This window comes from Streptomyces sp. NPDC034103 (assembly GCF_055575395.1).
Map to the genome: position 1 here is coordinate 26,853 of NZ_JBVISS010000013.1, position 22,545 is coordinate 49,397.

The 22,545-nt window shown below is 73.4% G+C and carries 20 protein-coding genes; 11 read left to right on the forward strand and 9 right to left on the reverse strand.

What is annotated here, in order from left to right:
- Positions 1–503: 503 nt before the first annotated feature.
- Together ACZ56U_RS28135 and ACZ56U_RS28140 are read right to left on the reverse strand one after the other, a co-directional pair.
- Complete coding sequence (locus tag ACZ56U_RS28135) at positions 504–2,030, reverse strand: hypothetical protein (RefSeq protein WP_469086767.1); 1,527 nt, start codon at positions 2,028–2,030, stop codon at positions 504–506.
- A gap of 393 nt (positions 2,031–2,423) precedes the next feature.
- Positions 2,424–3,119: a GntR family transcriptional regulator gene (locus tag ACZ56U_RS28140; protein WP_469086768.1), complete on the reverse strand. Its 696-nt coding sequence runs from the start codon at positions 3,117–3,119 to the stop codon at positions 2,424–2,426.
- Positions 3,120–3,249: 130 nt separating this feature from the next.
- Between ACZ56U_RS28140 and ACZ56U_RS28145 the strand changes: the two genes are divergently transcribed.
- The 5 genes from ACZ56U_RS28145 (at position 3,250) to ACZ56U_RS28165 (ending at position 7,850) form a co-directional block, all read left to right on the forward strand.
- Positions 3,250–4,545 (forward strand): MFS transporter, encoded by a 1,296-nt coding sequence (locus ACZ56U_RS28145; RefSeq protein WP_469086769.1) that lies wholly within the window; start codon positions 3,250–3,252, stop codon positions 4,543–4,545.
- Between the two features lie 188 nt (positions 4,546–4,733).
- Positions 4,734–5,579, forward strand: coding sequence for a putative hydro-lyase (locus ACZ56U_RS28150; RefSeq protein ID WP_469086770.1), 846 nt, complete (start codon positions 4,734–4,736; stop codon positions 5,577–5,579).
- Between the two features lie 32 nt (positions 5,580–5,611).
- Positions 5,612–6,370 (forward strand): LamB/YcsF family protein, encoded by a 759-nt coding sequence (locus tag ACZ56U_RS28155; RefSeq protein ID WP_469086771.1) that lies wholly within the window; start codon positions 5,612–5,614, stop codon positions 6,368–6,370.
- Positions 6,367–6,984, forward strand: a complete 618-nt coding sequence (locus tag ACZ56U_RS28160) for a 5-oxoprolinase subunit B family protein (protein ID WP_469086772.1) — start codon at positions 6,367–6,369, stop codon at positions 6,982–6,984. Before ACZ56U_RS28155 ends, ACZ56U_RS28160 begins: the two co-directional genes overlap by 4 nt.
- Entirely contained in the window at positions 6,981–7,850 is an 870-nt protein-coding gene (locus tag ACZ56U_RS28165; RefSeq protein ID WP_469086773.1) for a 5-oxoprolinase subunit C family protein, read from the forward strand. The genes ACZ56U_RS28160 and ACZ56U_RS28165 overlap by 4 nt, the downstream gene beginning before the upstream one ends.
- Positions 7,851–8,257: 407 nt before the next feature.
- Here the strand turns inward: ACZ56U_RS28165 and ACZ56U_RS28170 are convergent, their stop codons facing one another.
- From ACZ56U_RS28170 to ACZ56U_RS28185, 4 genes are all read right to left on the reverse strand, one after another.
- Positions 8,258–9,439 carry a glycosyltransferase gene (locus ACZ56U_RS28170; protein ID WP_469086774.1) on the reverse strand — a complete coding sequence of 394 codons (1,182 nt, stop codon included), beginning with the start codon at positions 9,437–9,439 and terminating at the stop codon, positions 8,258–8,260.
- 284 nt (positions 9,440–9,723) lie between these two features.
- Entirely contained in the window at positions 9,724–10,857 is a 1,134-nt protein-coding gene (locus tag ACZ56U_RS28175) for a glycosyltransferase family 4 protein (RefSeq protein ID WP_469086775.1), read from the reverse strand.
- A gap of 157 nt (positions 10,858–11,014) precedes the next feature.
- Positions 11,015–12,436, reverse strand: coding sequence for a HEAT repeat domain-containing protein (locus ACZ56U_RS28180; RefSeq protein ID WP_469086776.1), 1,422 nt, complete (start codon positions 12,434–12,436; stop codon positions 11,015–11,017).
- A 301-nt stretch (positions 12,437–12,737) separates the two neighbouring features.
- The gene (locus ACZ56U_RS28185; protein WP_469086777.1) at positions 12,738–13,130 is read right to left on the reverse strand and encodes an ankyrin repeat domain-containing protein; all 393 of its coding nucleotides are present in this window, start codon (positions 13,128–13,130) and stop codon (positions 12,738–12,740) included.
- A 263-nt stretch (positions 13,131–13,393) separates the two neighbouring features.
- Here ACZ56U_RS28185 and ACZ56U_RS28190 point away from each other — a divergent pair, with 263 nt between their 5' ends.
- Positions 13,394–13,588 (forward strand): hypothetical protein, encoded by a 195-nt coding sequence (locus tag ACZ56U_RS28190; RefSeq protein ID WP_469086778.1) that lies wholly within the window; start codon positions 13,394–13,396, stop codon positions 13,586–13,588.
- A gap of 49 nt (positions 13,589–13,637) precedes the next feature.
- Positions 13,638–15,404, forward strand: a complete 1,767-nt coding sequence (locus tag ACZ56U_RS28195) for an ATP-binding protein (RefSeq protein WP_469086779.1) — start codon at positions 13,638–13,640, stop codon at positions 15,402–15,404.
- A 19-nt stretch (positions 15,405–15,423) separates the two neighbouring features.
- Here ACZ56U_RS28195 and ACZ56U_RS28200 read toward each other — a convergent pair whose 3' ends face one another.
- A complete protein-coding gene (locus tag ACZ56U_RS28200) occupies positions 15,424–16,923 on the reverse strand; it encodes an SCO1417 family PLP biosynthesis transcription factor (protein ID WP_391241019.1) in 1,500 nt (499 codons plus the stop codon).
- Between the two features lie 98 nt (positions 16,924–17,021).
- On the opposite strand from ACZ56U_RS28200, the gene yczE reads away from it, so the two are divergent.
- The 4 genes from yczE (at position 17,022) to ACZ56U_RS28220 (ending at position 20,487) form a co-directional block, all read left to right on the forward strand.
- Positions 17,022–17,675, forward strand: coding sequence for a membrane protein YczE (yczE, locus tag ACZ56U_RS28205; RefSeq protein WP_469086780.1), 654 nt, complete (start codon positions 17,022–17,024; stop codon positions 17,673–17,675).
- Positions 17,672–18,439: a glycerophosphodiester phosphodiesterase gene (locus tag ACZ56U_RS28210; protein WP_469086781.1), complete on the forward strand. Its 768-nt coding sequence runs from the start codon at positions 17,672–17,674 to the stop codon at positions 18,437–18,439. Before yczE ends, ACZ56U_RS28210 begins: the two co-directional genes overlap by 4 nt.
- 85 nt (positions 18,440–18,524) lie before the next feature.
- A complete protein-coding gene (locus ACZ56U_RS28215; RefSeq protein ID WP_469086782.1) occupies positions 18,525–19,856 on the forward strand; it encodes an MFS transporter in 1,332 nt (443 codons plus the stop codon).
- Between the two features lie 256 nt (positions 19,857–20,112).
- Positions 20,113–20,487 carry an RNA polymerase-binding protein RbpA gene (locus tag ACZ56U_RS28220; protein WP_003977404.1) on the forward strand — a complete coding sequence of 125 codons (375 nt, stop codon included), beginning with the start codon at positions 20,113–20,115 and terminating at the stop codon, positions 20,485–20,487.
- 107 nt (positions 20,488–20,594) lie between these two features.
- On the opposite strand, the gene fxsA is transcribed toward ACZ56U_RS28220, so the two are convergent.
- The gene (fxsA, locus tag ACZ56U_RS28225; protein WP_469086783.1) at positions 20,595–21,149 is read right to left on the reverse strand and encodes an FxsA family membrane protein; all 555 of its coding nucleotides are present in this window, start codon (positions 21,147–21,149) and stop codon (positions 20,595–20,597) included.
- An 83-nt stretch (positions 21,150–21,232) separates the two neighbouring features.
- Positions 21,233–22,030, reverse strand: a complete 798-nt coding sequence (locus tag ACZ56U_RS28230) for a polyprenol monophosphomannose synthase (RefSeq protein ID WP_469086784.1) — start codon at positions 22,028–22,030, stop codon at positions 21,233–21,235.
- Positions 22,031–22,545 lie beyond the last annotated feature (515 nt).

Genomic DNA, 22,545 nt, shown 5'->3' on the forward strand with positions numbered 1-22,545 from the left:
CTGTGCTGTCGCCCGGCTCACGACGCCTCCGTCCGGGCCACGACCGGGCCCGTCGCCGCGCTGTCGCCCGGTCACGACCAGGCCTTCTCTGGGCTGTCGCCCGGTCACGGCCACACCCGACTGTGGTGCGGCCCCGCTCAAGCCGCCTCCGTCCCGGTCACGAACGACCCCCTCACCGCGCCGCCAACCGGCCAGGGCCAGTCTCCCGCTGCAGTGTCGCCCGGACACGGCCACTCCCTGCTGCCCTGCCACTCGCCTCATGCCGCTTCCGTGCGGACCGCGGAGAGCCCTCTCACCGCGCCGCCAACCGGCCACCACGGCCAGTCCCCCGCTGTGGTGTCGCCCCGTCACGGCCACTCCCGACTGCCCTGCCACTCGGCTCATGCCGCTTCCGTGCGGACCGCGGAGAGCCCTCTCACCGCGCCGCCGACCGACCACCACGGCCAGACCCCCGCTGGGGTGTCGCCCCGTCACGGCCACTCCCGGCTGCCCTGCCACTCGGCTCATGCCGCTTCCGTCCTGTCCGCCGCCATGCCCGCCGCGTCCAGCAGGGCCGTGCCGACGATCAGGTCGGCCCCGCCGAACTCGGGGTCGTCCAGCTCGGTCCCGTCGTCCACGGCGAACAACAGCTTCTCCTCGCCCTGCCGGTAGGCGGTGCCGACCGGCGGGCTGGCCGCGTGGACCGCCAACAGGGCCACCAGGTACGGCAGATCGGGGTCCCGCCGACGGGCGTCCGCGAGCAGCCCCGACAGTCGGCGTGGCGCGTCCGCGGGCAGGTCGAGCAGCTCCATGGCGGAGGCGAGCTGCTCCTCGCTGAACCGGCTGTCGTCCGGGGTGGCGATGAGGTCCGGCTCGGGCATCTCCGCACCCAGGTGCTCCCGCTCCACCGGCGGGGTCAGCAGTATGTCGACGAGGTCCCCGACCCGCACCGACACCGGGGTGCGCAAACCGGTGCCGCGCGCGAAGAACGCGTCGGTGACCCGGACCGCCTGCTCCAGGGGCAGCGGCAGAACGGGCGAGACCAGCTGCCCGTAGAGGTCTATGCCCGAGGTCGTCATGGGCGTGGCGAAGGCCTGCCGGTCCTGTTCGGCCCGGAAGAGCGGCCCCGCCTCCAGCAGTCGGGACTGGAGCTGGGTGTGCCGGCGGATGCAGTCCTTGACGATGTCGACCAGTTCGGCGGCCCGGCGTTTCTGCTCGGGGTCCTCGGACTCGTCCCGCGCCTTGCGGATGTTGGTGAGGATCGCGTTCTCGTGGCGGTAGCGGTCGGCCACGTGGTCGAGCGCCTCGGTGATCATGTCGGGGACGGCGTTGAGCCAGTCGACCGCCCGGACGTTGCGCCGGGTCGCGTCCAGGGCCCGGCGCAGGGTCTCGGAGTACTGCACGGTCCGGTACCGGGCCTGTTCGGCGGCGAGTTGGGCATCGGCGAGGCGGCCGCGGCTGATCAGCACCTCCAGCTTGACCTCGGCGGCGATCTGGGCGCTGGTGACGTCGGTGTCGAGGGCGCCGACGAGGACGTTGACCGCCTCGTCGGTCGTCCGGAGGTAGACCGAGCCGCCGGGGCCGGGTACCTCCTCGATCAGCTTGAAGTCGTAGTCGCGCCGGACGTATGTGCCGTCGGTCGCGAACGTGCCGTACACCGCGCGGAACCCCCGGTCCACGCTGCCGACGTTGATCAGGTTCTCCAGGACCCAGCGGGCCACCCGCTCGTGCTCGGCGACGGGCCGCTGGGGGGCCTGTGCGGCGATGCGCGGGATGAGGCGGGCGACGACCTGGTCATGGTCGGCGCCGGTGTCGAAGTCCATGTTCAGAGTGACCAGGTCGATGGCGGCCAGGGCCACCTCCGCCATGCCGTAGACCGAGTACTCGCCCGCCAGGTTGGCCTTGCGCACGTCGAGGTCATGCAGCGGCGCGGTGCACGCGAGCGCGCGCAGCCGACGCGCCAGCCCCTCGTCGGCGGCCGGGCCCGGTGCGGGGCGCGGCCCCGCGCTGAGCTGGGGCGGAACACTGTCCGTCGTCGCAGGCGAAGTCACGGTGCACAGACTAGGCCCTCGGTCTGACAACGGCCGAAACGCCGCAGAAGCGACCCCGCCTCCCGGATTTCACACCGCGGCACGGCCGACCCGCAGGGACCGGCATCCGTCTGCCCCGCCGGAACCCGCATCCCCCCGCCCCGCCGGCACCCACTCACGCCCGCCTCGGCGGAACCCGCATCCGCCCGACCCGCCGGACCGGCCCCCGCCGTCCTGACCTCCACCTGACCGCCACCGGACCGCCACCGGACCGCCCCCGACCGCCCCCGCGCCCGCCGGACCGGCCGCAGCCGACCTCGCCCCCGCACAGCAGCCAGCCGACCTAGCCCGCACGCACAGCAGCCAGCCGACCACGCCTCCGCGCAAAGCAGCCAGCCGCCCCGCGTACAGCGGCTAGCCGTCCTCGCCGACCCTGCGCATGTACACCTCGACCACGCGCCTCAGCGAGTCGTCGAGGTACGTCGCGAGCAGTTTCTCCGCCTCGGCCTTGTCGCCCGCCTGGAGCGCCTGGAGGATCTGCTGGTTGCGCGCGAGGTAAGGCTCGTGGAGCCGGCGGGGGTCGTCCACCACGTGGAAGGCGAGGCGGAGTTCGGCGAAGACGCTGCGCATCAGCTCGTCGGTGCGCTCGCTGCCCGCGAGTGCGACCAGTTCCCGGTGGAAGTGGATGTTGGCGGTGCCCAGCGCTTTCCAGTCACCTTCGCGCACCGCCCGCTGCCCGGCGGCGACGGCCTCGGCGAGTCCCTCCCCGTCGTACGGCGGCTCGCCCAGCCCGCGTACGACGGCGCATTCCACAAGGCGGCGGGTGCGGTAGATGTCCTCGACGTCCTCCACCCTCAGGACCCGGACGAACACGCCCCGGTTCAGCTCGTGGACGAGCAGACGTTCGTGGGTGAGCAGGCGGAAGGCCTCCCGCAGGGTGTTGCGGGACACCCCGAGCGCGCCCCCGATGCTGTCCTCCGACAGGCGGGTCCCCGGCGGGAAGTAGCCCTCGGCGATACGGCTTCTCAGGATGTCCGAGACCCGCTCCGCGGTACTGGTGCGGCCGAGGAGGGCGCGGTCGCCGGCCAGGCCGGTCAGCTGCTCTGCCATGCCCGGAATTCAACCGCAGACACGAGAACGAAACAACAGGGGTATTGAAGGATCGTTCAACGATCCTCTACCTTCTTGCTCACCGCACAGCTCAGTTCCGCACCCTTCGTCCTCCCCTAGCGAGGTGCACATGAGCACGACTCCCCCATCCCAGGCCATGACCGCCGACCCCACGAGGACCGAACACGCCGCCGAAGACGGGGCGTTGGGCTGGTTCCGCGCGCTCGGTCCGCGCGGTCGGCGCGCCTTCGCCGGCGCGTTCGGCGGCTATGCCCTCGACTCGTACGACTACTTCACGCTGCCGCTGAGCATGGTCGCGCTGGCCGCGTACTTCGGTCTGGACAGCGGCCAGACCGGCCTGTTCACCACCGTCACGCTGCTGGCCTCCGGCATCGGCGGCGCCCTCGCGGGCGTGCTGGCCGACCGGGTCGGCCGGGTCCGGGCCCTGATGATCACGGTGGTCACGTACGCGGTCTTCACCGTGGCCTGCGGTTTCGCACCCGACTTCGAGTCGCTGCTGGTCTTCCGCGCCCTTCAGGGACTCGGCTTCGGCGGTGAGTGGGCGGTCGGCGCGATCCTGGTCGCCGAGTACGCGAGCAGCGAGCACCGGGGCCGCACGCTGGGCGCGATCCAGAGCGCCTGGGCGGTGGGCTGGGGCCTGGCCGTCGTCGCGTACACGCTGGTCTTCTCGCTCTTCGACGATGGCACGGCCTGGCGCGTGATCTTCTGGACCGGCGCGCTCCCCGCCCTGCTCGTGGTCTGGATGCGCCGCCGGGTCCAGGACGCGCCGCAGGCCGTCGCCGCGCGGGAGCGGAGCACCGGGCGGACCCCCTTCACGGCGATCTTCAAACCCGGCCTGCTGCGTACGACGATCTTCGCGGGCCTGCTCTCCACAGGCGTCCAGGGGGGCTACTACACGCTCGCCACCTGGGTCCCCACGTACCTCAAGAGCGATCGCGGCCTCTCCGTCGTCGGCACCGGCGGCTATCTGACCTTCCTGATCTCCGGCGCCTTCCTCGGTTACCTGACCGGCGGCTACCTCACCGACCGGCTCGGCCGCCGCCGCAACATCTGGCTCTTCGCGCTCCTGTCGGCCCTGTGCGTCCTGGCGTACGGCAACATCCCGCAGGGGGCCGACACCCTGCTGCTGGTGCTCGGCTTCCCGCTCGGGTTCTGCATGTCGGCCATCTTCAGCGGCTTCGGCTCCTTCCTGGCCGAGCTGTACCCGACGGCGGTGCGCGGCACCGGACAGGGCTTCACGTACAACGCGGGCCGTGCCGTGGGTGCCGTCTTTCCCACCACGGTCGGCTTCCTGGCCGACAGCTGGGGCGTGGGCGGCGCGCTGGTGTTCGGCGCGATCGGATACGGCATCGCCGCGCTGGCCCTGCTCGGCCTGCCGGAGACCCGCGGGAGGGAACTGACGTGAACCGCACCCAGGACCGACCTCTGCCGCCCACCGAGGACCGATCCCTGACCCTCACCGGAGACCAGGCCCCGACAGGCACCGGAGACCAAGCCCCGACAGGCGCCGGAGGCCAAGCCCTGACGGGCGCCGCAGCGCGCCTCATGACCGGCGCCGAGGAGCGACCCTTGAGCAGAGCCGAGGAGCGCCCCATGAGCGGAGCGGCAGACCAATCCCTCACCCGCACCCAGGACCGGCCCTTGACCCTCGTCGACGAGCACGCGCACGCGTGGAGCCCCAAGGAAGCCAGGGCCCGCTTCCGGGCGGGCCTGACCGGCCCCACGGCCGGGGTCGCCGCCGGTCACACCCAGGCCAACCTGATCTCGGTGCCCGCGGACTGGGCGTACGACATGCTGCTGTTCTGCCAGCGCAACCCCAAGCCCTGCCCGGTGCTCGACGTCACGGACGCGGGCTCCCCCACGACCGTCCTGGCCGACGGCGCCGACCTGCGCACCGACCTGCCGCGCTACCGGGTGTGGCAGGACGGCGAGCTGGTGGACGAGCCGACCGACGTGCGCGCACACTGGCGTGAGGACCTGGTGTCGTTCCTCATCGGGTGCAGTTTCACCTTCGAGTGGGCACTGAGCGAGGCAGGCGTGCCGATCCGTCATCTGGAGCAGGGACGCAACGTCCCGATGTACGAGACCAGCTGGCAGTGCCGGCCGGCGGGGCGCCTGCACGGCCCGATGGTGGTGTCGATGCGTCCGGTGCCGCCCCAGCACCTGGCGGCGGCGATCCGGGAGAGCAGTCTGCTCCCCGCGGTGCACGGCGGCCCCGTACACTGCGGCGACCCGTCGACCCTCGGGATCCGCGACCTCGATCGCCCCGATTTCGGGGACCCGGTGGACCGCGAGCCGGACGACATCCCGGTGTTCTGGGCCTGCGGAGTGACCCCGCAGGCCGCGGTGACGACCTCGCGCCCGCCGTTCGCGATCACCCACGCGCCCGGCCAGATGTTCCTCACCGACGCCCGCGACCAGCAGTACCGAGTGGCCTGAGACACGGCCCGGCAAGGAGACGCGGAACTTCCATGACCTCGATCGATCTCAACGCCGACCTCGGCGAGGGCTTCGGCCGCTGGCGGCTGACCGACGACGAACAACTGCTGTCCGTCGTCACCAGCGCCAACGTGGCCTGCGGCTTCCACGCCGGGGACCCGGTCACCATGCGGCGGGTCTGCGAGCAGGCCGCCGAGCGCGGGGTACGGGTCGGCGCCCAGGTCTCCTACCGGGACCTGGCCGGGTTCGGGCGGCGGGCCATGGACGTGCCGCCCGCCGAGCTGACGGCCGAGGTGGCGTACCAGATCGGCGCCCTGGAGGTCTTCGCCCGCGCGGCGGGCACGCGCGTGTCGTACGTCAAGCCGCACGGCGCGCTCTACAACCGGGTCGTGCACGACGAGGAGCAGGCCGCCGCGGTCGTCGACGGTGTGCGCCTCGCGGACGCCACGCTGCCCGTGCTCGGCCTGCCGGGCTCGCGCCTGCTGGAGCTGGCGGGCAAGGCGGGCCTCCCGGCGGTCACCGAGGCGTTCGCGGACCGCGCGTACACCGCGCGGGGCACCTTGGTGCCGCGCGGTGAGGAGGGCGCGGTGGTCACCGACCCGGAGGCCGTCGTGGCGCGCTCGGTGGGGCTCGCCCGGGACGGCTGGGTCACCTCGCACTCGGGCGCGCGCATCGAGGTCCGGGCGCGCTCGCTGTGCCTGCACGGGGACACGCCGGGCGCCGTGGAGCTGGCCCGCCGGGTCCGTACGCGGCTCACGGAGTCCGGGGTCCGCGTGGAGGCCTTCACATGAGGGTGCTGCCCGTCGGTGACGGCGCGCTGCTCGTCGAGGTCGCCTCGGGCGAGGAGGCCCGGGCCCTGCACGCGGCATTGCTGCGCCGCCGCGCGGAGGGCTCCCTGAGCGTGGCCGAGATCGTCCCCGCGGCCCGTACGGTCCTCCTCGACGGCCTCGCCGACCCCGCCCGGCTGGCCTCCGAACTGACCGCCTCCCCCGCACCGCCCGCTCCCCCACGCACGGGTGACGTCGTCGAGCTGCCCGTGCGCTACGACGGCCCGGACCTCGCCGACGTGGCCGCGTACTGGGGAGTCCCGCTGCAGGAGGTGGCCCGCATCCACGCGGCCACCGAGTTCACGGTCGCCTTCTGCGGATTCGCGCCGGGCTTCGGCTACCTCACCGGTCTCCCGCAGCGCTACGACGTCCCGCGCAGGTCGACCCCGCGCACTGCCGTCCCGCCCGGCTCGGTGGCTCTCGCGGGCCCGTACACGGGCGTGTACCCGCGTTCGTCGCCGGGCGGCTGGCAGCTGATCGGCACGACGGACGCGGTGCTGTGGGACCACGCACGCGTGCCGGCGGCTCTGCTGTCCCCGGGCACGCGCGTGCGGTTCGTCGCGGCGGGTGCGGCATGACCGACCGCGCGCTCGCCGTCGTACGGTCCGGGGCGCTGACCACCCTCCAGGACCGGGGCCGTCCCGGCCACGCGCACCTCGGCGTGCCCCGCTCGGGGGCGCTGGACGGACCCGCCGCGGCGCTCGTCAACCGCCTCGTCGGCAACGCTCCCGGCGCGGCCGTCCTGGAGACCACGCTCGACGGCTGTGCCCTGCGCCCCCGTTGCGCGGTCACCGTCGCCGTGGGAGGCGCCCCCTGCCCGGTCACGGTGGACGGCCGCCCGGTCGCGTGGGGCGCCCCCGTACCGGTCCCCGCGGGTGCCCTCCTCGACGTCGGCCGGGCGGTCTCCGGGCTGCGCTCCTACGTGGCCGTCTCGGGCGGCGTCACCGTCGAGCCGGTCCTCGGCAGCCGCTCCACGGACCTCCTGTCCGGCCTCGGCCCCCCGCCCCTCACGGACGGCGCGGTCCTGCCCTTGGGCGCCCCGACAGAGCCCCACGCACGCGTGGACGTGGCTCCGCAGCCGGCGCCCCCGGCGGAACTCACCCTGCGCGTGACACCGGGCCCGCGCGACGACTGGTTCACCCGGGAGGCGCTGCGCGTCTTCACGTCCCGCGCCTACCGGGTCTCCTCCGCGAGCAACCGCATCGGCCTGCGCACGGAGGGACCCGCGCTGGAGCGTGCCGTCCCGGGCGAACTCCCCAGCGAGGGCATGGTGCTGGGCGCGGTCCAGGTCCCGCCGGACGGCCGCCCGGTGGTGTTCCTGGCGGACCACCCGACCACCGGGGGCTACCCGGTCATCGCCGTGGTCCGCGCCGGGGACCTCGCGGCAGCCGCCCAGGCGGTACCCGGGACGCCGGTGCGCTTCGTGGAGGTACGCCGCCACTGAGGGCGCCCAGCCGCCATTGAGGGAGCCCAGCCGCCGCTCGGCGCCGTCACGGGCGCGCCGAGCCTCGACACCCCGGGCGACCGGCACCCCGGACACGGGCGCTCCCGGACCACCGGCCCCCGGACCACGGGCACGCCGGACCACGGACACCCGTCCGCGGACCAGCGGCAAGCGGCACCGCCGGGCCCCCGTTCCCACGATGACCGGCCACCACAGACCCGCCGACCCCGCCGACCCGGCCGGCCCGGGGCCCCCGGGCTCGGACGACGCCGCGTTCCCGACCGCGAGTCCCGTCCGGGCCACGAACGCGGGGAACCACAGCGCCAGTCGCAGGAAACCGCAGCACCAGTCGCCAGTGCCCCCGCTCACCCGGGTCTCACCGCGGGCGACGGACCGGACCGGTCTCCTCAGACGCCCCCGGGCACCGAGATCGGCGCGTCGTGCGCGGCGAGGAACGCCTCCACCGCCGTGGGCCACCCGAAGCACTCGGCACGCGCGCGTGCCGCTTCCCGGCGCTCGCCGCAGGGCCGCTCCAGCAGCGTCTCCACGGCGTCCGCGAAGGCACCCCCGTGATCCGCGGCGACAGCCCCGGCGTGGCCGATCACCTCGGGCAGCGCCGACGAGGCGCTGGCCACGACCGGTGTCCCGCACGCCATCGCCTCCAGCGCGGCGAGCCCGAACGTCTCGGCCGGGCCGGGGGCCAGGCACACGTCGGCGGAGGCCTGGAGCACCCCGAGCAGCGCGCGGTCGGCGACATGGCCGAGGAAGACGACCGGGAGCCCACGCGACCGCTGTTCGAGTCGTCCCCGCAGCGGGCCGTCCCCGGCCACCACCAGCACGGCCCGCCGCCCGCGCCGCAGGAGCGCTTCCAGGGCGTCCACCGCAGTACCGGGCCGTTTCTCCACGGACAGCCGGGTGCACGTCACGAGCAGCGCCTCGGCCACGCGCGCGTACCGGGCACGCACCCCCGGGTCGCGCAGCCCGGGATGCCGCTCCACCAGGTCGACGCCCAGGGGCGCCCGGACGACGTTGCGCGCCCCGATCCGCACGAACTCACGCTCGGCGAACTCGGTGGTGCACACCACGCGCGCGTAGGTGTGGGCCGTCCGGACGTTCAGGGCGTCCGCGGCGCGCCTGGCCGCGCCCTCGGGGACTCCCCAGGTGCGCAGGACGCCGTCGGCGGTCTCGTGGGAGACCATCACGGCGGGCACCCGGGCCCGCCGTGCCCACTTGCCGGTCCACCGCAGGGTCGTACGGTCGGAGACCTCCAACCGGTCGGGGGCCAGGTGCTCCAGCAGCCCGGCCACCCGCCGTCGGTCGGTGAGCACGCGGTACCCGCCGGTGCCCGGCAGCAGCGGACCGGGCAGGGTGATCACCCGCCCCTGCTCGGTCTCGACGTCGCTCATCCGCTCGCCCGGCACGACGAGCACGGGCTCGTGACCGGCGGCCCGGTATCCCTTGCCCAGCTCACGCAGCGCGGTGCGCAGCCCACCCGAGGCGGGCGCGACGAAGTTGGCGAGTCGCACGATCCGCAACGGGCGTCCGCCACTCCCGCCGCCCGGCGCGGATCCCGTCCCCGCCGCGCTCAAGGCCTCACCCCCGATCCGCGACGGGACCACACCACGCCCAGCCCCTCCTCCCGGCGACGGACGCACACCGCCTCCGGTCCCCACCCCGCTGACGCTGCCTCCCGCCCCCGCCTCGCTCACACCACCAACGCTGACCGACGACGGACGCACACCGCCCCCAGCCCCCACGCCGCTGACACCGCCTCCCACCCCCACCTCGCTCACACCGCAACCGCCGACCGACGACGCACGCACACCGCCCCCAGCCCCCACCCCACTCACACCGTCTCCAGTCCCCGCCCCGCTCACGCCGCCACCGCCGTCGGCCGCGTCGTGAGCACGCTCGCGTAGTGGCCCAGCAGTTGGTCGCCGACGGCGGCCCAGGTGCGGCCCTCCACCATGGCGCGTCCGGCGGCGCCGTACGCGGCCCGCAGGCCGGGGTCGGCCGCCAGGGCCCACACGGCGTCCCGTACGGCGGCCGCGTCGCGCGGTGGGACCAGCAGGCCGGTGCGCCCGTGGGCGACCAGGTCCAGCGGGCCGCCGGTGGCGGGGGCGACGACGGGCACCCCGCTGGCCATCGCCTCCTGCACGGTCTGGCAGAAGGTCTCGAAGGGGCCGGTGTGCGCGAAGACGTCCAGGGAGGCGAAGATCCGGGCGAGTTCGTCGCCGGTGCGACGGCCCAGGAAGACGGCGCCGGGGAGCGCCTCCGCCAGCCCGGGCCGGCTGGGCCCGTCGCCCACCACCACGACCCGCACGCCCTCCAGGCGGCAGACGTCGGCCAGCAGCTCGACCTGCTTCTCGGGGGCGAGCTGCCCGACGTAGCCGACGATCAGCTCGCCATCGGGGGCGAGCTGACGGCGCAGCGCCGCATCGCGCAGCGCGGGGCGGAAGCGGACGGTGTCCACGCCGCGCGGCCACAGCCGCACCCGGGGGACGCCGTGGGCTTCCAGGTCGCGCAGGGCGGCGCTGGACGGGGCGAGGGTGAGGTGGGCGGCGGCGTGCACGGAGCGGATGCGCCGCCAGGCGGCCTGCTCGCCGAGGCCCATGTAGGTGCGGGCGTAGCCGGCGAGGTCGGTCTGGTAGACGGCCACGGCCGGGAGGCCGAGCCGGGCGGCGGCGGCCATGCCGCGGACGCCGAGGACGAAGGGGCTGGCGAGGTGGACCAGGTCGGCACGGTGCGCGGCGATCGCCGCGGCGACACGTCGGCTCGGGAGGGCGACGCGGACCTGGGGATAGCCGGGAAGGGGGAGCGAGGGGACGCGGACGACGGGGCAGGGCGCCGGGACGTCGGGGCCGGGCCCGGTACCGGCCGCGGTGGCCGGCGCGACGACGAGCGGGGAGTGGCCGCGGTCCACGAGGTGCCGGGCGGTCTGGAGCGCGCAGTGGGCCACGCCGTTCACATCGGGGGGAAAGGACTCGGTCACGATGACGACACGCATACCGGTGTTGTCGCCGCACCGGACGTGGACGCGTCAACGTGGATCTTTCCGGGCGAGGAACGTCCCGTGAGCGTTGTGCTGCACACCCGCGCAGGTCAGGCCGTGTCCATGCGGGCCTGACCCGCGGGTCACCCCGAGTTCACCCTGAGGGCAGGCGTCACATGGCGGTGGTGTCCGAGGGTCCGATCCGGCTGCGTACGGCGGTCTGGACCTCGGCCTCCTCGGCCGGGTCCGCGGCGAGGCGGCGGAGCTGCTCGACGACCCGGGCGTCGGCGGTCTCGGCGTGCCGGGCGGCGATCTCGCGGGTGGTCTCCTCGCAGTCCCACAGGCACTCGACGGCGAAGCCGGTGGCGAAGGAGGGGTCGGTCGCGGCGAGGGCCCGGGCGGCTCGGCCGCGCAGATGGGAGGAGGCCGTCTCGCGGTAGATGTGGCGGAGCACGGGGGCGGCGCAGCCGATGCCGAGCCGTCCGGTGCCGTCGACGAGGGTCCACAGGGTCGGTGCGTCCGGCCCCTCTCCTCGTACGGCCTCCCGCAGGGCCGCGAGGACCAGGTCCCGGTCCTGGGTGCCGCCGCGGCAGGCGAGCATCCGTCCGGCGGCGGCGCCGAGCGGGTCGGGCCGGTGGGCCCAGCCGCGCGCCCGGTCCACGGCGGCGACACTGCGCATACGTTCGAAGGCGTCGACGGCGGCCTCCACGACCGGCGCCGATCCGGTGACCACGGCGGCCTCGATCAGGTCGAGGGCGCCCGGATCATTGGCGTCGGCCAGATAGCGCAGGGCGGTGCAGCGGGCGCCCTCGGTGCCGTCCTGGGCGGCGGCGACGATCTCGGGCCGGTCCTCGGGCCCCGCGACGGCCATGAGGCAGCGGGCGGCGGGCACATGGAGCGCGGCGCCGCGTTCGACGCCCTGCTCGGCCCATTCGAAGACCGCCCGCACGCTCCACCCCGGACGGGGCCCGGTAGGTCGCATCTGGCGTTGCCAGCGGTCGAAACAGCCGGCCTCGTGAGCGGCACGCACGCGTGCGGCGATCGACTCGCGCGGATCCTCGGCCCACAGCCGCCAGGGCCGTGGCTCGAAGGCGTCGCGCACGGTGGCGGCCAGTTCGGCCTCGCCCTCGGCGTCGGTGGCGAACCGGGCCAGCACGGGGACGGCGAGGGCACGCAGCCCGGCGTCGTCGTCCCTGAGGGCCAGTTCGTCCAGCGCCCAGGCCCAGTTGGAGCCGGAGGCGGCGTACCTGCGCAGCAGTTCGAGCGCGTCCCGCCTGCCGTAGGAGGCGAGGTGCCCGAGGACCGCCAGGGCGAGGCCCGTACGGGACTCCTCGTCGTCGAAGTGGTCCTCGACGTCGAAGAGGTGGGCCTCGATCTCGTCCAGTTCGCCGCTCAGGTCGAGGTAGAGGCGGGCGTAGTAGAGGGAGCGGTTCTCCACCTGCCAGTCGTGGCGGGGATCGCGCAGCACACAGTGGTTGAGGGCCGCGAGCGCTTCGGCCCGCGGGGCGGTGAGCGCGTGCAGTGTTCCGTCGCCGCGGCCCCTCTGGAGGAGGCCGAGCAGCGTACCGCTGGGCGCTATGACCGGTTCGAACATGGGAAACAGCCTCACATCAAGCGTCGACGCAACCGGGGTTCTTGCTTCACCTGGCCGCGTGACAACACGTCGGGGCGCCCGCCGTTTCCTGCTTGCTGTAGACCATTTCTCTCTGCCTCTCGTCGGTGGCCCATGCGGACCGCATCACGGCCCGCGCGGTGCGGCAACGCCTGCCCAGCCATCGCGTCCGTGAATCACGACGTCATGATGACTCGGCACTTACATCTGCCGCGACCGAAATTTCGGCGGCCCCGTACCGCCTCCCCCGTTTTCCGTGTTGTTGCTGGTCAGAGCGTTCGAGTCAGTGTGCGTCGAACAACTCGAGCAGTTCCGTCTTGTCGAACATGCGAGCGGTGTCGAGAGCCGACGGGGTTCCCGCGGCCGGGTCGGCACCGCTGTCCAGAAGCGCCTGGATGACCTCCGTCTCCCCCTTGAAGACCGCCCCCGCGAGCGGGGTCTGGCCTCGGTCGTTGATGCGGTCCGCCTCCGCGCCCCGGGCGAGCAGCGCGCGCACCGCGTCGGCGTGGCCGTGATAGGCGGCGAGCATCAGGAGGGAGTCCCCGCGGTCGTTGGTGAGGTTGGCCGGAACTCCCGCGTCGACGTACGCCACGAGCGCCTCGGCCTGACCCCGGCGGGCCAGATCGAAGATCTTGGTCGCCAGCTCCACGACCTCCGGGTCGGGGGCTTCAGTCATCGGCCGTTCCGCCTCTCATACAACCGTTCAGGTGAATCGCCAGGGTACTGGCTGGCGCGGCACATGACCCGATGTGCCGGAGGTAAAGATCACCACTGACCCGGTCGGACGCAAGTCCCCTGCTCATCCGGCCCCAACCGATCCCTGCCGACCGAGTGAAATCGCCCGTAATTCACCCAGTTGCACCTTTTATCGTATGGATACATGCTGTGAGCCTGGAAGTACTCATGGTGACTGTCCCCACCTGAACCAGGAGCACCCACATGATCTTCTCCATCTCGGGCGTCGTGCTGCTCGGCATCGTCGTCTTCATCTTCTTCCGCAAGGACGGCCTCAAGGCGTCGCACGCCTTCGTCGCCGCCCTGTTCGGCTTCTACCTGGCGAGCACGGCCATCGCCCCCAGCATCAAGGCGGGCGGCGAGAGCCTCGCGAGCCTGCTGGGCGGCATCAAGTTCTGACGCCGCCCGGTTTCCGCCTCCAGTCCGTACGCACCATCAGGAGACAGCAGTGGCCCGGCGCCCCCTCCCCCGCATCCTGAGCACAGGCAGCGCGCAGATCGCCCGGAGCCGGGAGCTGGCCCGGACGGCGGCCGACAGCGCCACCGACGTCCTCCATCCGCTGATCACGATCACCCGCGGTCTGCGCCGGTTGGCCTCGGCCGGCCGGCGCAGGTGGGCCGACACCCCCAAGGACAAGCGCGGACCGCTGCTGTTCTTGGTGGCGTCGGTGGTCCTGGTCGTGGCCCTGGTGCCGTACGGCCCGCTGCTCGCCGTCATCACCCTGATGGCGGCGGCAGCCTGGCAGGGCCGGGACCGCACCCCACCGGCCCCCGAGGGCCCCGACGAATCGCAGACCGAGCGCCTGCGCACGCTCTACGAGGCCCTGGTGCCCTACTTCTCGACGGCCGAGGACCCCGCTCCCCTCTATGCCCACGGCGGCGAGTGGGAGAAGGTCTTCCCGGCCTACGAGTTCGACGAGACGAACCGCGTCAGACACCTCGTGATCCGCTACCCCGCCTATTTCACCGACGGCGAGGCCGACTCCCGCGCGCGGATCGAGCAGTTGCTGCACGCCAAGTCCGGCCGCGGCCGCGAGTACCGCTTCACCTGGGACGAGGAGGGCAACGAGCTCTCGGTCTCCGTCCTGCCGCCGCTGCCCACCGACATCGCCGCTCAGCGTTTCGTCACGTCCCCCGGCGAGACGGTGCTCGGCTTCACCGACCCCGGCGAGGTGCGGCGCACGCTCCCGCTCACCTACGGCGAGGAGCAGGGCGACGTGCCCCCCGTCGTCTGGCGCACCGGCGTCCGCTCCACAGAGCCGCATCTGCTGGTCATGGGCCAGCCGGGCAGCGGCACCTCGACCCTGCTGCGCTCCGTCGCGCTCCAGGCGCTGCCCCACGGCGACGTGGTGATCGTCGAGGGCGGCGGCACCGGCGAGTACGCCTGCCTCACCGGCCGGGACGGCGTCCTGGCCGTCGAGTGCGGGCTGACCGGGGCCCTGGCGAGCCTGGAGTGGGCCGCCACCGAGACGGAACGGCGGCTGATCGCCATGAACCGCGCCCGCCAGGCGGGCCAGCAGCCCCCCGAGGACACCAGGCGTCCCCTGTGGCTCCTCGTGGACCGCCCGAGCGCGTTCACGCACCTGGCCGCCGCCGACGGCCACCGTGACCCGCAGTCCCTCCTCCAGGTCCCCCTCCGGCACGGTCGCGCGGCCAACGTGACGGTGGTCGTGGCGGACCAGTTCGACAGCGCGGACACGCTGAGCGACGCCGTACGGCAGCACACACGCGCGCGTGTCGTGCTCGGCCCCGCCACGGCCGGGCAGTTGGAGGCCGTCCTGGGCGCCCGGCCCCACACCACGCCGGTCGCCGAGGTCCCGCCCGGGCGCGGATACGCCCGTCTGGGCACCGGCCCGGTGCTCCGCCTCCAGGTCCCGTCCACGCCGGACCCCTACGACGACGCGACGAGCGACGCGGACCGCAAGGCGGTGCTCGCGCTGCTGCCGCCGCGTACGACCCCGGCGGACGCGGAGGGGCAGCCCGAACCGCTGCCGACCGAAGCAGTGGCCGAACCGGCAGTGGCCGACACGGTGCCGGCCGAAGCCGTCCTGAACGCCGTCCCGGCGGAAGCAGTCCCGGCCGCAGCCGTCGCCAACGCCGTCCCGGCGGAAGCAGTCCCGACCACAGCCATCATCAACGCCGTCCCGGCGGAAGCAGTCCCGGCCGCAGCCGTCGCGGCCGAAACGGTCCCGGTGGAAGCGGTGCGGGCGGAGTAGCCGGCCCCGCGGGGCGCCTCTACGCGACGAACGTACGAGGCGCCTCGCCGCCCCCGGAGGCCCCGCTCTGCACCAGCTTCGCCGCCATGGCCAGCCGCGCCGCCGCCTCCTCGGCCACCGCGCCCCCCACGGTGAACGGCAGCCGCACATACCCCTCGAAGGCCCCGTCCACCCCGAACCTCGGACCCGACGGCACCCGCACCCCGACCCGCTCCCCCACCTCGGCGAGGCGCGACCCGGACAGCCCCCCGGCCCGCACCCACAGGGTCAGCCCGCCCCGCGGCACCTCGAACTCCCAGCTCGGCAGCTCCCGCCGCACCGCCGCGACCAGGGCGTCCCGGTTCTCCCTGGCCTGCGCCCGCCGCACGTCCACGGCCTGCTCCCAGCCCCCCGTGCTGAACAGCCAGTTCACGGCCAGCTGCTCCACCACCGGGGTGCCCAGGTCGGCGTAGGCCCGCGCGGCGACGAGGCTGCGGATGACGTCCGGTGCCGCCCGCACCCAGCCGATGCGCATCCCCGCCCAGAAGGCCTTGCTCGCCGAGCCGACGGTGATCACGGTGGAACCCGCGGGGTCGAACCCGCACACCGGCCGCGGCATCTCGACCCCCTCGTCCAGCCACAGCTCGCTCATCGTCTCGTCGGCGACCAGCACGGTGCCCGCCGAGCGCGCCGCGTCCACCAGCCGGCGGCGCTGGTCGTCGTCGGCGAGCGCGCCGGTCGGGTTGTGGAAGTCGGCGACGATGTAGGCGATCCGCGGCGCCGCGTCCCGCAGCACCTGACGCCAGCGGTCCATGTCCCAGCCGCTCAACCCCTCGGCCATGGCGACGGGCACCAGCCGGGCGCCCGCCTCACGCATCAGCTGGAGGATGTTGGCGTACGACGGCGACTCCACCGCGATGCGCTCGCCACGGCCGCCGAAGAGATGGCAGATCGCGTCGATGGCCCCCATCGCGCCGGTGGTCACCATGATCTGCTCGGGCATGGTCGGGATCCCGCGCGCGGTGTACCGCTCGGCGATCATCGCGCGCAGCGCGGGCAGCCCGGCCGGATAGTCGCCGTGGGTGTGGGCGTACGGCGGGAGGTCCTCCAGGGCGCCCTGGACGGCGCGGGTCAGCCATGGCTCGGGGGCGGGCAGCGCGGCACAGCCGAGGTCGATCATCGAGCCGAGCGCCTCGGGGGGCAGCGGCTCCAGACCGCGCGCGGGCAGGGGGTTGCCGGCCGGGACGGCGGTCCAGCTGCCGGCCCCCCGCCGCGACTCCAGGAAGCCCTCGGCGCGCAGCGCCTCGTAGGCGGCCGCCACCGTCGTACGGCTGACGGACAGGGACAGGGCCAGTTCGCGCTCGGCGGGCAGCCGGGCCGCGACCGGGACGCGGCCCTCCAGCACCAGCAGCCGGATGCCGTCGGCGAGCGCCCGGTAGGCGGGCGGACGGCGCGTGCCGGGGCCCGCGGGACGGTCCTGCTGCGAGTTGAGCAGCCGGGCGAGCTGCGCCGCTCCCACCGCCGAGGTCCACTGCGCCATGGAAATCAGTCCACCTTCCCCGAATTGGCCATGGATGATGTTTCCACCCAAGCCACAGGGTGTCATGGACCAGGCCACGACGACCACGGGGGCACCACTTGTCCGCACAGAGCCGGCTCGGACGCCGGCTGATCCAGCTGTACGCCGGTCTCGCCCTCTACGGAGCGAGTTCCGCGCTGCTCGTCGAGGCGGGCCTGGGCCTGGAGCCTTGGAACGTGCTGCACCAGGGCCTCGCCGAACTGACGGGGCTCACCATCGGCGTGGTGTCGATCGTCGTGGGCGCCGCGGTGCTCCTGCTGTGGATCCCGTTGCGCCAGCGGCCGGGTCTGGGCACGGTCTCCAACGTCTTCGTGGTCGGCGTCGCCATGGACGGCACGCTCGCCGCGCTGCCCGAGGCACACGCCCTGGCGGTGCGGATCCCGCTCCTTATCGCGGGCGTCGTGCTCAACGGCGCGGCCACCGGTCTCTACATCGCCGCCCGCTTCGGACCGGGCCCGCGGGACGGCCTGATGACCGGCCTCCACCGGCGCACCGGCCGCTCCGTCCGGCTGATGCGGACCGCCGTCGAGATCGCGGTCGTCGCCACCGGCTTCGCCCTGGGCGGCACGATCGGCGTCGGCACGCTGCTGTACGCGGTGTCCATCGGCCCGCTCGCCCAGCTGTTCCTGCGGGTGTTCGACGTCCCGGCGGCATCGGACGGCAGCACGGCCGTTGCCACCGGGCAACCCCAGGGCGCGATACTGCGTCCGTGACCACCCGGATACGCCACCCCTACCTCGACCATCCCGGCCCGATCCCCTTCGCCCACCGGGGCGGGGCGGCGGACGGTCTGGAGAACACCCTGCTCCAGTTCCGGCGGGCGATCGAGACCGGCTACCGCTACCTGGAGACCGACGTCCACGCCACAGCGGACGGCGAGCTCGTCGCCTTCCACGACTCGACCCTGGACCGGGTGACGGACGGGGCCGGCCGGATCGAGGAGCTGCCCTGGTCGGAGATACGGCACGCGCGCGTGGCGGGCAGAGAGCCGGTGCCGCTCTTCCGGGAGCTCCTGGAGACGTTCCCGGAGGCCCGCTGGAACGTCGACCTGAAGGCCGAGTCGGCGCTCCACCCGCTCCTGGAGCTGGTCGAGCGCACCGGCGCGTGGGACCGGGTCTGCGTCGGGTCCTTCTCCGAGGCCCGGGTGGTGCGCGCCCAGCGGCTCGCCGGCCCGCGTCTGGCGACCTCCTACGGCACCCGTGGCGTCCTCAACCTGCGCCTGCGCTCCTGGGGCGTGCCGGCCGCGCTGCGCCGCTCCGCGGTCGCCGCCCAGGTGCCCGAGGCCCAGAACGGCATCCAGGTGGTCGACCACCGGTTCGTCCGCGCCGCCCACGCGCGCGGACTCCAGGTGCACGTGTGGACCATCAACGATCCCGATGCCATGCACCGGCTCCTGGACCTGGGGGTCGATGGCATCATGACCGACCACATCGACACGTTGCGCAAGGTCATGGAGGACCGGGGCGTCTGGGTCTGACGGCCCCCGCACCCCTGGCACCGCGGGACCGAGGCGCGGGACCACCGAGGGGGCCGGGTTGGGCACCGACGCCAGCACCGACGCCATGCCTGCGGCAGGCGCCGACGAGGCCGCCGAGCGGCGCCGCGAACAGCGCGGCTGGTACTTCTACGACTGGGCGTGCTCGGTCTACTCGACCAGCGTGCTCACCGTGTTCCTCGGCCCCTATCTGACCTCGGTCGCCGAGGAGGCGGCCGACGCGGACGGCTTCGTCCATCCGCTCGGGATACCGGTGCGCGCCGGGTCCTTCTTCGCGTACTCGGTGTCCCTCTCGGTGATCGTGGCCGTGCTGATCATGCCCCTGGTGGGCGCGGCGGCCGACCGCACCGGCCGGAAGAAGCCGCTGCTGGCGGCGGCCGCCTACACCGGGGCCGCGGCGACGGCGGCCATGTTCCTCCTCGACGGCGAGCGCTATCTGCTCGGCGGCGTCCTGCTGATCGTGGCGAACGCGGCGAGCGCGGTCGGGACCATGCTCTACAACTCCTACCTGCCCCAGATCGCCGGGCCCGAGGAACGCGACGCGGTCTCCTCCCGGGGCTGGGCCTTCGGGTACGCGGCGGGCTCGCTGGTCCTGGTCGTGAACCTGGTCCTGTACACCGCCCACGACTCCTTCGGCCTCTCCGAGGGCATGGCGGTCCGCGTCTGTCTCGCCTCGGCGGGCCTGTGGTGGGGCGCCTTCACCCTCGTCCCGCTCCGCCGGCTGCGCGACCGCCGTACGGCGGTGAAGGAGGCGAGCACGCCCGGCTTCCGGCAGCTGGCGGCGACGATCCGGAGCATGCGCCGCCACCCGCTGACGCTCGCGTTCCTGCTGGCGTACCTCGTCTACAACGACGGCATCCAGACCGTGATCTCCCAGGCCTCCGTCTACGGCTCCGAGGAACTCGGCCTCGGCCAGTCCACGCTCATCGGCGCCGTCCTGCTGGTCCAGGTGCTGGCGGTGGCGGGCGCGCTGGGCATGGGCCGACTGGCCCGGGTCCACGGCGCGAAGCGCACGATCCTCGGTTCGCTGGTGGCCTGGACACTCACCCTGGCGGCCGGCTACTTCCTGCCGGCCGGAGCGCCGGTGTGGTTCTTCGTGCTGGCCGCCGGGATCGGTCTGGTCCTCGGCGGCAGCCAGGCCCTGTCCCGCTCGCTGTTCTCCCATCTCGTCCCGCCCGGCAAGGAGGCGGAGTACTTCTCGGCGTACGAGATGAGCGACCGCGGCATGAGCTGGCTGGGGCCGCTTCTGTTCGGCCTCACGTACCAGCTGACCGGAAGTTATCGGGACGCGATCATCTCCTTGGTGGTCTTCTTCGTCCTGGGGTTCGCCCTGCTCGCACGGGTTCCGGTGCGCCAGGCGATCCGCGACGCGGGCAATCCCGTTCCGGGGAAGATTTAGCGTTCGGCGCGAAAGGGCGGTAGTGTACGCGTTTGGCCTGCCAGGCGTACCGTTACTGCGCGTCAAAGATAGCGAAACGCTGGGTGACATCTGCTAGCAGATGTGACAAACCGGGCGCTGGTGGGTACAACAAGGGGCGGCTACGACGGCGACGCATTGCCCGGAACCGGGAATCTTTACCGCCGACCGGACGTTGACCGGATGACGACGACAGCGACACCTGTCCTGTGGGCGACAAGCCCGGGAGGCACGATTCATGAGTGAGCGAGCTCTTCGCGGCACGCGCCTCGTGGTGACCAGCTACGAGACGGACCGCGGCATCGACCTGGCCCCGCGCCAGGCCGTGGAGTACGCATGCGAGAAGGGGCACCGGTTCGAAATGCCCTTCTCGGTCGAGGCGGAGATCCCGCCGGAGTGGGAGTGCAAGGTCTGCGGGGCCCAGGCACTCCTCGTGGACGGCGACGGCCCTGAAGAGAAGAAGGCCAAGCCCGCGCGTACACATTGGGACATGCTGATGGAACGGCGCACCCGAGAGGAACTCGAAGAGGTCCTCGAGGAGCGTCTGGCTGTTCTGCGTTCAGGGGCGATGAACATCGCGGTTCACCCCAGGGACAGCCGCAAGTCCGCGTAGTCCCGCCACGGTTCGGGCGGAACACAACGCAAGCAAGAGACCGCGGGCGCCGTACTTCATGTACGGCGCCCGCGGTCTTTTGTGTCCGGCGCCCGTCCGGGTGGTACTCAGCCCGTCAGCGGAGGACGCCGGTCCTCAGGCGTACCGGCCGGCTCGTCCCTGAGGACCTCGCCCTGGACGACCTTGCCGTCGGGGCGCCGCATCCGGGCCTGCTGGAAGGCGCCGCCCAGGGAGCCGGGACCGGCCTCCCGGAGCCGGCGCTCGAAGGTGCGCTCGGCTCGCCGGGAGACGGCCTTCTGGACCGGCGGGATCAGCAGGACCAGTCCCACCGCGTCCGAGATCAGGCCGGGGAGCATCAGGAGGAGGCCGCTCAGCATCATCAGGCCGTTGCCACCGCCACCGGCCGGCGCGGTGCCGCGTTGGAAGGCCTCGTTGAGGTTCCGGAAGGCCCGCCGTCCCGCCCGTTTGATGACCACCGCGCCGAGCACCAGGCCGGCGAGCAGCAGCAACAGCACCACAAATCCGCTCGCGGCGCCGGCCACCAGGGTCAGCAGCCAGATCTCCAGCACCAGCCACGCCGCGATCCCCAGCGGCAGGAAGGTGCGCAACCGGGAGCGCGGGGGCCGGGCGGGATGCGTCGGGGTCGGAACGCCAGTCGTCATGCGTCCAGTGTGCCTGGGCAGGGCTCAGCACGGGATAAGGGGACGATCAACGCCGGCTGTGCGACCAGGGCGTACGGGCGCCGTCAGGCCTTTTTGTCGCGGCCGCCGAGCACCTTGCCGACTCGTTCCCCCACGCCCCACGTGGTGACCCGCCACAGCGCCTCCACGAGGATGTCGCGGCTCATCTTGGAGTCGCCGTGCTCGCGCTCGACGAAGGTGATGGGCACCTCGACGACGTGGTAGCCGGACTTGATCGCGCGACGGGCGAGGTCGACCTGGAAGCAGTAGCCCTGGGAGGCGACCTCGTCGAGACCGAGGCCCTCCAGCGTCTCGCGGCGGAAGGCGCGGTAGCCACCGGTGACGTCCCGGATCGGCACGTCCAGCAGGACCCGCGAGTAGAGGCTGCCGCCGCGGGAGATGAACTCACGGGACCTGGGCCAGTTCACGACCCGGCCGCCGGGCACCCAGCGGGAGCCGAGGACCAGGTCGGCGCCCTTGAGGGCGGTCAGCAGGCGGGGCAGCTCCTCGGGCTGATGGGAGCCGTCGGCGTCCATCTCGACCAGGACGCCGTAGCCGTGCTCCAGGCCCCAGGCGAAGCCCGCGAGGTAGGCGGCGCCGAGGCCCTCCTTGCCCTTGCGGTGCAGGACCTGGACGTGGTCGTCGGTGGCGGCGAGTTCGTCGGCGAGCTTGCCGGTGCCGTCGGGGCTGTTGTCGTCGGCGACGAGGACGTGCGCGTCGGGGACGGCCTTGCGGACCCGGCCGACGATGGTCTTGATGTTCTCCGCCTCGTTGTAGGTCGGGATGATCACCAAGGCCGTGCCGAGCGGGCCGAACTGCCTCCCCTGACCCTGTGCCGCAAGGGCCCCGTCGCCGTCGTTCACTGCTGCCCCTTCACGTTCGTCCGCAGACGTCCACCATAGTGGGCGCCGCCTGGGCCGACGCGACAAGACGTTCGTATGGTGGTGTCGTTTTCGCAAGATCGGGGTGGGAGCGCGGCTCTCGCGGCCGTGTGTCCTGCGGATGGGGGCCCGGCGCCCTTCGGGCCGACCTGGGGCCCGCTGGCTGCGGGTCGACCGAAAGCCGTTGTCTACTGAGCGTCCGGGCCCCACCCGGGTCACACCTCCCCGACCAGCCGGAACGTTCCCTCGCTGCGGCGCGGGCGCTGAGCCTGGCTGCCAGTGGCGGTGCCCCGGTGCGGCACACCGTCCCTGACCCAGCGGCGCGGCGACGAGTCGGCGGACCTTCCCCGGTCGGGCGTCCGGTGGTGGACTGGGCCGAACCTACCGGCCCCCTGCCGTCGGCTGTCAACAGCCGCTTGAGCTGGGGGTCTGCACACAACGCCCTGGTCAGCCCGGAGGATGCGCAGGTCGCGAGACAGGGCGGCGGCGGCCGGTCG

Bases quoted from the DNA above. Each gene is read 5' to 3' on its own strand.
- ACZ56U_RS28140 (WP_469086768.1), bottom strand. From the start codon at position 3,119: ATGGCAGAGCAGCTGACCGGCCTGGCCGGCGACCGCGCCCTCCTCGGC.
- ACZ56U_RS28145 (WP_469086769.1), top strand. From the start codon at position 3,250: ATGAGCACGACTCCCCCATCCCAGGCCATGACCGCCGACCCCACGAGG.
- ACZ56U_RS28150 (WP_469086770.1), top strand. From the start codon at position 4,734: ATGAGCGGAGCGGCAGACCAATCCCTCACCCGCACCCAGGACCGGCCC.
- ACZ56U_RS28155 (WP_469086771.1), top strand. From the start codon at position 5,612: ATGACCTCGATCGATCTCAACGCCGACCTCGGCGAGGGCTTCGGCCGC.
- ACZ56U_RS28160 (WP_469086772.1), top strand. From the start codon at position 6,367: ATGAGGGTGCTGCCCGTCGGTGACGGCGCGCTGCTCGTCGAGGTCGCC.
- ACZ56U_RS28165 (WP_469086773.1), top strand. From the start codon at position 6,981: ATGACCGACCGCGCGCTCGCCGTCGTACGGTCCGGGGCGCTGACCACC.
- ACZ56U_RS28175 (WP_469086775.1), bottom strand. From the start codon at position 10,857: ATGCGTGTCGTCATCGTGACCGAGTCCTTTCCCCCCGATGTGAACGGC.
- ACZ56U_RS28180 (WP_469086776.1), bottom strand. From the start codon at position 12,436: ATGTTCGAACCGGTCATAGCGCCCAGCGGTACGCTGCTCGGCCTCCTC.
- ACZ56U_RS28185 (WP_469086777.1), bottom strand. From the start codon at position 13,130: ATGACTGAAGCCCCCGACCCGGAGGTCGTGGAGCTGGCGACCAAGATC.
- ACZ56U_RS28190 (WP_469086778.1), top strand. From the start codon at position 13,394: ATGATCTTCTCCATCTCGGGCGTCGTGCTGCTCGGCATCGTCGTCTTC.
- ACZ56U_RS28200 (WP_391241019.1), bottom strand. From the start codon at position 16,923: ATGGCGCAGTGGACCTCGGCGGTGGGAGCGGCGCAGCTCGCCCGGCTG.
- ACZ56U_RS28215 (WP_469086782.1), top strand. From the start codon at position 18,525: ATGCCTGCGGCAGGCGCCGACGAGGCCGCCGAGCGGCGCCGCGAACAG.
- ACZ56U_RS28220 (WP_003977404.1), top strand. From the start codon at position 20,113: ATGAGTGAGCGAGCTCTTCGCGGCACGCGCCTCGTGGTGACCAGCTAC.
- fxsA (WP_469086783.1), bottom strand. From the start codon at position 21,149: ATGACGACTGGCGTTCCGACCCCGACGCATCCCGCCCGGCCCCCGCGC.